The 5,640-nt window shown below is 56.3% G+C and carries 4 protein-coding genes; all 4 read right to left on the reverse strand.

The features are described 5' to 3' along the window. Positions 1–132: 132 nt before the first annotated feature. Positions 133–1,179 (reverse strand): ferric ABC transporter ATP-binding protein, encoded by a 1,047-nt coding sequence (gene fbpC / locus FDW94_RS02185; protein ID WP_000192349.1) that lies wholly within the window; start codon positions 1,177–1,179, stop codon positions 133–135. An 11-nt stretch (positions 1,180–1,190) separates the two neighbouring features. Continuing rightward, entirely contained in the window at positions 1,191–3,269 is a 2,079-nt protein-coding gene (locus tag FDW94_RS02190) for an iron ABC transporter permease (protein ID WP_008783887.1), read from the reverse strand. A gap of 68 nt (positions 3,270–3,337) precedes the next feature. Then, positions 3,338–4,369 carry an ABC transporter substrate-binding protein gene (locus FDW94_RS02195; RefSeq protein WP_057067130.1) on the reverse strand — a complete coding sequence of 344 codons (1,032 nt, stop codon included), beginning with the start codon at positions 4,367–4,369 and terminating at the stop codon, positions 3,338–3,340. Next, the coding region (gene uhpC, locus FDW94_RS02200; RefSeq protein ID WP_137377179.1) for an MFS transporter family glucose-6-phosphate receptor UhpC at positions 4,366–5,640 on the reverse strand (1,275 nt) is incomplete at its 5' end. The genes uhpC and FDW94_RS02195, both read right to left, overlap by 4 nt.

A 5,640-nucleotide genomic window follows, 5' to 3' on the forward strand; every position in this document is an offset into this window, starting at 1 on the left:
CCGCGCTAAAAGCGCGCAGCTGAGGGTTTTATCGGGTCTACATCGTTCATTGTAGGCCTGATAAGCGCAGCGCATCAGGCATTGCCGGATGGCGGCACAAGCGCCTTATCCGGCCTACAAAGCCACAAAACGTTATGCCGCATCCGCCAGAACAAACATGCCGTACGGATGGATTTCGAGATAATACTGTTCGCCGACGTCCGGTTGCAGGCGCGTAGCGTTGACCTGCAATAAAATCTCCTGCCCGTGCCATTCCACCGTCACTTCATACTGCGGACCCATGTAGGCGACATGGCGGATCACGCAGCGCTGGCTCTCCTCGCCGCGATCGCTGAGCGTGATCGCTTCTGGGCGCACACCGACCATCCCTTCGCCCTGTGTACCAAAGTGCAGCGGGCGCGGCAGATGATAGCCGTAGATATCAACGTATCCGTCGCTGAAGGTTGCCGGGAACAGGTTGGCATCGCCCATAAAGCTCGCCATAAAGCGGGAGGCGGGCTGGCGGTAAAGATCCTGCGGTGAGCCGATCTGCATGATGTGTCCCTTGTTCATCACCAGCACAGTATCAGAAACCGCAAAGGCTTCGCTCTGATCGTGGGTGACGTACAGCGAGGTGATATCAAACTGCTTTTGCAACTCGCGGATCTTGTCGCGCATGCTGCGACGCAGGTTGGCGTCGAGGTTACTCAACGGCTCATCAAACAGCAGCACTTTCGGCTTGAGGATCAGCGCGCGGGCCAGCGCCACGCGCTGCTGCTGCCCGCCGGAGATCTGATCGACAAAGCGGTCTTCGAATCCTTCCAGATCCACCATCGCCAACGCCTCTTTGACGCGGGCTTTCAGCTCTGCGCGCGGTACGCCGAGCATTTTCAGGCCATAACCGACATTCTCTCCCAGCGACATATGCGGGAACAGGGCATAGGACTGAAACACCATACAGATATCGCGCTGCTGAATAGAGCGATGGGTGACGTCTTCGCCATCAATGAAAATTTGCCCTTCGCTCGGTTTTTCCAGCCCGGCAACCAGGCGCAAAATAGTGGTTTTGCCGCAGCCGGACGGGCCGAGCAGCGTCACCATTTGCCCCTGCGGGATGGTGAGGTTGATATTGTCGATTACCGTATTACTGCCAAATCGTTTAGTGACGTTGCGCAGTTCAACGAAATTTTTCTGAGTCATAGTGCGCTCCATTACGCCTGGTTTTTGGCTTTTGAACGGGAGGTACGTGATTCACCGATCAGCCAGTCAAAGATGAAAATAATCGCCAGCATCACCACGATCAGAATGGAACCGTAGGCAATCGCTACACCGTATTCGCCATCTTCCACGCGGTTGAGGATGTAAGCCGTCGCTACGCGGGTATCCGGCGTGACGAGGAACACAATGGCGCTGACGGTGGTAATGGCGCGCACAAAGCTGTAAATCAGCGCCGAGAGGATCGCCGGGCGCAGCAGCGGCAGCAGGATGTGCGTAATGGTACGCAGGGAACCGGCGCGCAGGCTGAGTGAGGCTTCATCGAGCGATTTATCGATTTGGCCCAAGCCCGCGATACCTGCGCGGATACCGACCGGGACGTTACGCATTACCATCGAGATAATGACAATCGCCGCCGTACCAGTGAGGTACACCGGGGCGCTGTTAAAGGCCAGAATGTACGATACGCCCGCGACGGTGCCCGGAACGGCAAAGCACAGCATGGTGGTGAACTCGATGGTCTTCTTGCCTTTAAACTGCTGGCGCACCACGATCCATGCGATCAGCAGGCCGAAGATCGCGGTAATTGGCGCGGCAATCCCGGCGTAGAGCAGGGTGTCGAGCAGTGAAGGCCACGCGCCGTCGCTCATCCCCTGACCGAACAGTTTGGTAAAGTTCGCCAGCGTCAGGGTGTAGTCCACGCCCCAGTTGACGGTGAAACTGCCGTAGAAAATACTGCCGTAGAGCAGGGCGTTAAAGGCAATCCACACTGCCAGCAGCGCGACCACGCTCCATACCAGCGTTACCGGCAGCGGCTGTACGTCGCCCCGGTAGGATTTGCCGGAAACGGTGACGTATGAGCGTTTACCAATCCACATATACTGCACGCAAAACACCAGCAGCGAGAACAGCAGCAGGAAGGCACCCAGCGTACTGGCGGCCTGGTAGTCAAGCTGCGAACCGGTGATGTAGAAGTAGATTTGCGTTGCCAGCACGTCGAAGTTTCCGCCGAGCACCAGCGGGTTACTAAAGTCGGCCAGTGACTGCACGACCACAATCAAAAAAGCGTTAGCCAGTGCGGGTTTCAGCAGCGGGACAAACACGCCGTTAAAGGTCTGCCAGCGGCTGGCACGCAGGGTGTATGACGCTTCTTCCAGCGACGGATGAATGGTTTTGATTGCTCCGTCGAGGATCATAAACGCCATCGGCGTAAAGGCCAGAACCTGCGCCAGCCAGATGCCGGTAAAGCCATACAGCCAGTTGGTGTTGGTTAAACCAAACCATTCGACCATAAACTCGGTGATGTAACCGGAGCGTCCCATCATCAGCGTGACGCCTAAACCGACGACAAACGGCGGAGTGACGATCGGCAAAATCGAGAAGATACGTCCGATTATGGCGCTGCGTCTGGCGATACGGGTGGTGTAGATAGCCAGTACCAGACCAAAGAAGGTACAGCCGACGCCGACGGCAATCGACAGCATAATCGAGTTGAGGATCACCTGAATGATATGCGCCTGCGACAGCACATTCATAAACGCCAGCGGGGCAAATTCCCCGGCGTCGTTGGTGAACATCGGAATGAAAATGGCGATGCTCGGCCAGACGATAAAAATACCGATCAGAGCGACAATCGCGGTAAGCGAGCCGATGACGAAACGGTCACCGCCCAGCCATTCGAGGCGGGTGAGCGCCAGGGTCATGATTGCGCCAAGCGCCACAAACAGCACGATGGTGGCATAGCCTAAGCCGCGCCCCTCAAGGGTGGCGCTGGCGACAATAAAGGCCATACAGAAAAATGCCCAACCCGCGTCAAGATAATGGCGGCTGCGCTGTTCGCGCCTGGCTTCATGGAATGGGCGCACCAGCAGCAGGCTTGGCAGCAGATACCACAGCCAACTGATATTGAACTGCGACCAGCCGTAGGCGGCGAGTATTTCTTCCCGCGTTGACTCCAGCAAACCGTAGTCCAGGCTCCAGCTAGGCAGCAGGGCAAACGCCAGCCAGCCGAGCAAAACCCAAAGAAATATCGCATCCCGTTTTTTCACGGGATGGAGTGCAAGTGTGTGTGACATAGCGTTTCCGGTAATGTAGGCCGGGTAAGGCGTTTACGCCGCACCCGGCAAATGAACGCAACGTGGGCTTATTTACCCATCTTAACTTCGCTAACCCACTTATTGATCAACGCCTTACGTACGTCAGTCGAGCCGTACTTATCCATGTCGTAATTGATAAGCTTCAGGTCGTCGAGCTTCAGCGAGTTAGGAGAGGTCTCGGCAGTGGTGTTGGTCAGGATCTGATAGGATTTGCCTTTCTTCCACGCCAGCTCCTGCGCGTCTTTCGACAGCACCCAGTCAACGAACAGTTTGGCGTTGTCGATGTTGCGCGCACCTTTCAGGATGCTGACGCCGCCGATTTCATAACCGGTGCCTTCGCATGGAGAAATCAGCTCCAGCGGTGCGCCCTGTTCTTTTTCCAGCGAATAGTCGTGCAGGAAGCCGATGCCGATAGCCGTTTCACCGCGGGCGGCGTTACGCGCCGGGGCAATGCCGGATTTGGTGTATTGAGAGACGTTGGCATTGAGCTGTTTCAGGTAATCAAAGGCCTGATCTTCACCCCACAGTTGAGCAAAGGTCGCCAGCGCGGTGTAGGCGGTACCGGAGCTTTGCGGGTCAGCAATCTGGATTTCGCCTTTGTATTCCGGTTTGGTCAGATCCTTCCAGCATTTTGGCACCGGCAGGTTTTTCTCTTTCAGGCGCTGGGTATTAACGCCAAAGCCCAGAATACCGACGTAAACCGCCGAAGAGAGGTTACCTTTGACCTTCGCGGGATCGCGGAATTTCTCCATGATCTGTTCGAGGTTTGGTGATTTATACGGCTGCAGCAGACCCATTTCACCGGCCTGGGATTGCGGATCCAGCGTACCGCCGTACCATACATCCGCCTGCGGGTTTTTCTTCTCTGCATCCACTTTCGCCAGCGTACTGCCCGAGCCGTTGCGAATGAATGAGGTTTTCACATCATATTTTTCACCGAAGGCTTTGGTTTCGGTTTCGCACATCTCGTTGGTGGCGCTGCAATACACCACCAGACGGCCCTGCGCCTGGGCTGCGTTGCTGAAGGCCGCCAGCGTCAGAGCGGAAGCAATCAGGGTAGAGGTAAGCGTCAGTTTCATTGTTTTATCCTTTGACTGAGAGAAGGGGTAATGCCCGCAATGAGCAACGGCATCAGCAATAAACCCATAAAGACAGCGGCAACCGAGAGCAAACTGAACATTCCCGACCAGCCGTAATGTTCTATGACTAACGACAGCGGCCAACCCGCCAGCGCGGCCCCCAGATAGGCGAACAGCCCGAGAAAACCGGTGATTGAACCTGCCGCCGCTTTGTGTCCGCATTCAACGGCTGCGAGGCCAATTAGCATTTGTGGGCCAAACACAAAAAAGCCCACGGTAAAGAAACACACTGCCAGTAGCGCGTAGTGGTGCACTGGTGCCAGCCACAGTGCGGCGACGGAAACCATCAGCCCCAGCGTGAACAGCAAAATCATCGGCGCACGCTGACCGCTGAACAGCAGATCCGATCCCCATCCGGCAAACAGCGCCCCCAGCAAGCCGCCAACTTCAAACAGCATCACCGTGGCATTGGCGCTGAGCAGATTCACGCCGTGGCTTTCCGTCAGCCAGATGTTACCCCAGTCGTTGAGCGCAATGCGGATCAAATAGACCAATACATACGACACGCCGAGCAGCCAGATCATCGGGTTTTTCAGCATGGTGGTACGTAACATTTGCCACAGCCCCATCGGCGGGCTTTGCTGTTCCTGACGTAGCTCCAGCGGGTCATGCCGCCATTCCCCAACCGTGGGTAACCCTTCTTCCTGGGGCGTGCCTTTCAATTGCAGGGTGAGCCAGATTCCCAGTGCCATACTGATTATCCCCGGTGCCAGCATGGCCGCCTGCCAGCCCCACCAGTGGGCGGCAAAAGCGCTAATTAGCGGGATAATGGCGCCACCGATGTTGATCGACATATTCCAACAGCCCCACCAGAAGCCACGTTCGTTGCGCGAGTACCAATGGGTTAGTAGTCGGGCACAGGGCGGCCAGCCCCAGCCCTGAAAAAATCCGTTCAGCGTCCAGACCACCAGCAGCAGCGTCAGCGATTCACCAAAGGCGAACAGCACGTTTAAAACGCCAGTGGCAAACAGACCAATACCCATAAACGCGCGCTGTCCGTGGCTGTCGTGCCACAGCCCGGCGGTGAATTTCGACAGACCATAGGTCAGATAAAACAGTGACCCAAGCAAGCCGATATCGCCTTTATCCAGACCCAGATCCGTTTGCAGCGCCGGGAGGACATAGTTAACGCTTTTGCGCGTCAGATAAAACGCGGCGTAACCAATTACCATACACATCAGCAGCCGGGGGCGTAGCGCCCGGTATTGTTG

It is taken from the genome of Citrobacter sp. wls757 (assembly GCF_005280935.1).
GTDB classification, from domain to species: domain Bacteria; phylum Pseudomonadota; class Gammaproteobacteria; order Enterobacterales; family Enterobacteriaceae; genus Citrobacter; species Citrobacter portucalensis.

Bases quoted from the DNA above. Each gene is read 5' to 3' on its own strand.
- FDW94_RS02190 (WP_008783887.1), bottom strand. From the start codon at position 3,269: ATGTCACACACACTTGCACTCCATCCCGTGAAAAAACGGGATGCGATA.
- fbpC (WP_000192349.1), bottom strand. From the start codon at position 1,179: ATGACTCAGAAAAATTTCGTTGAACTGCGCAACGTCACTAAACGATTT.
- FDW94_RS02195 (WP_057067130.1), bottom strand. From the start codon at position 4,369: ATGAAACTGACGCTTACCTCTACCCTGATTGCTTCCGCTCTGACGCTG.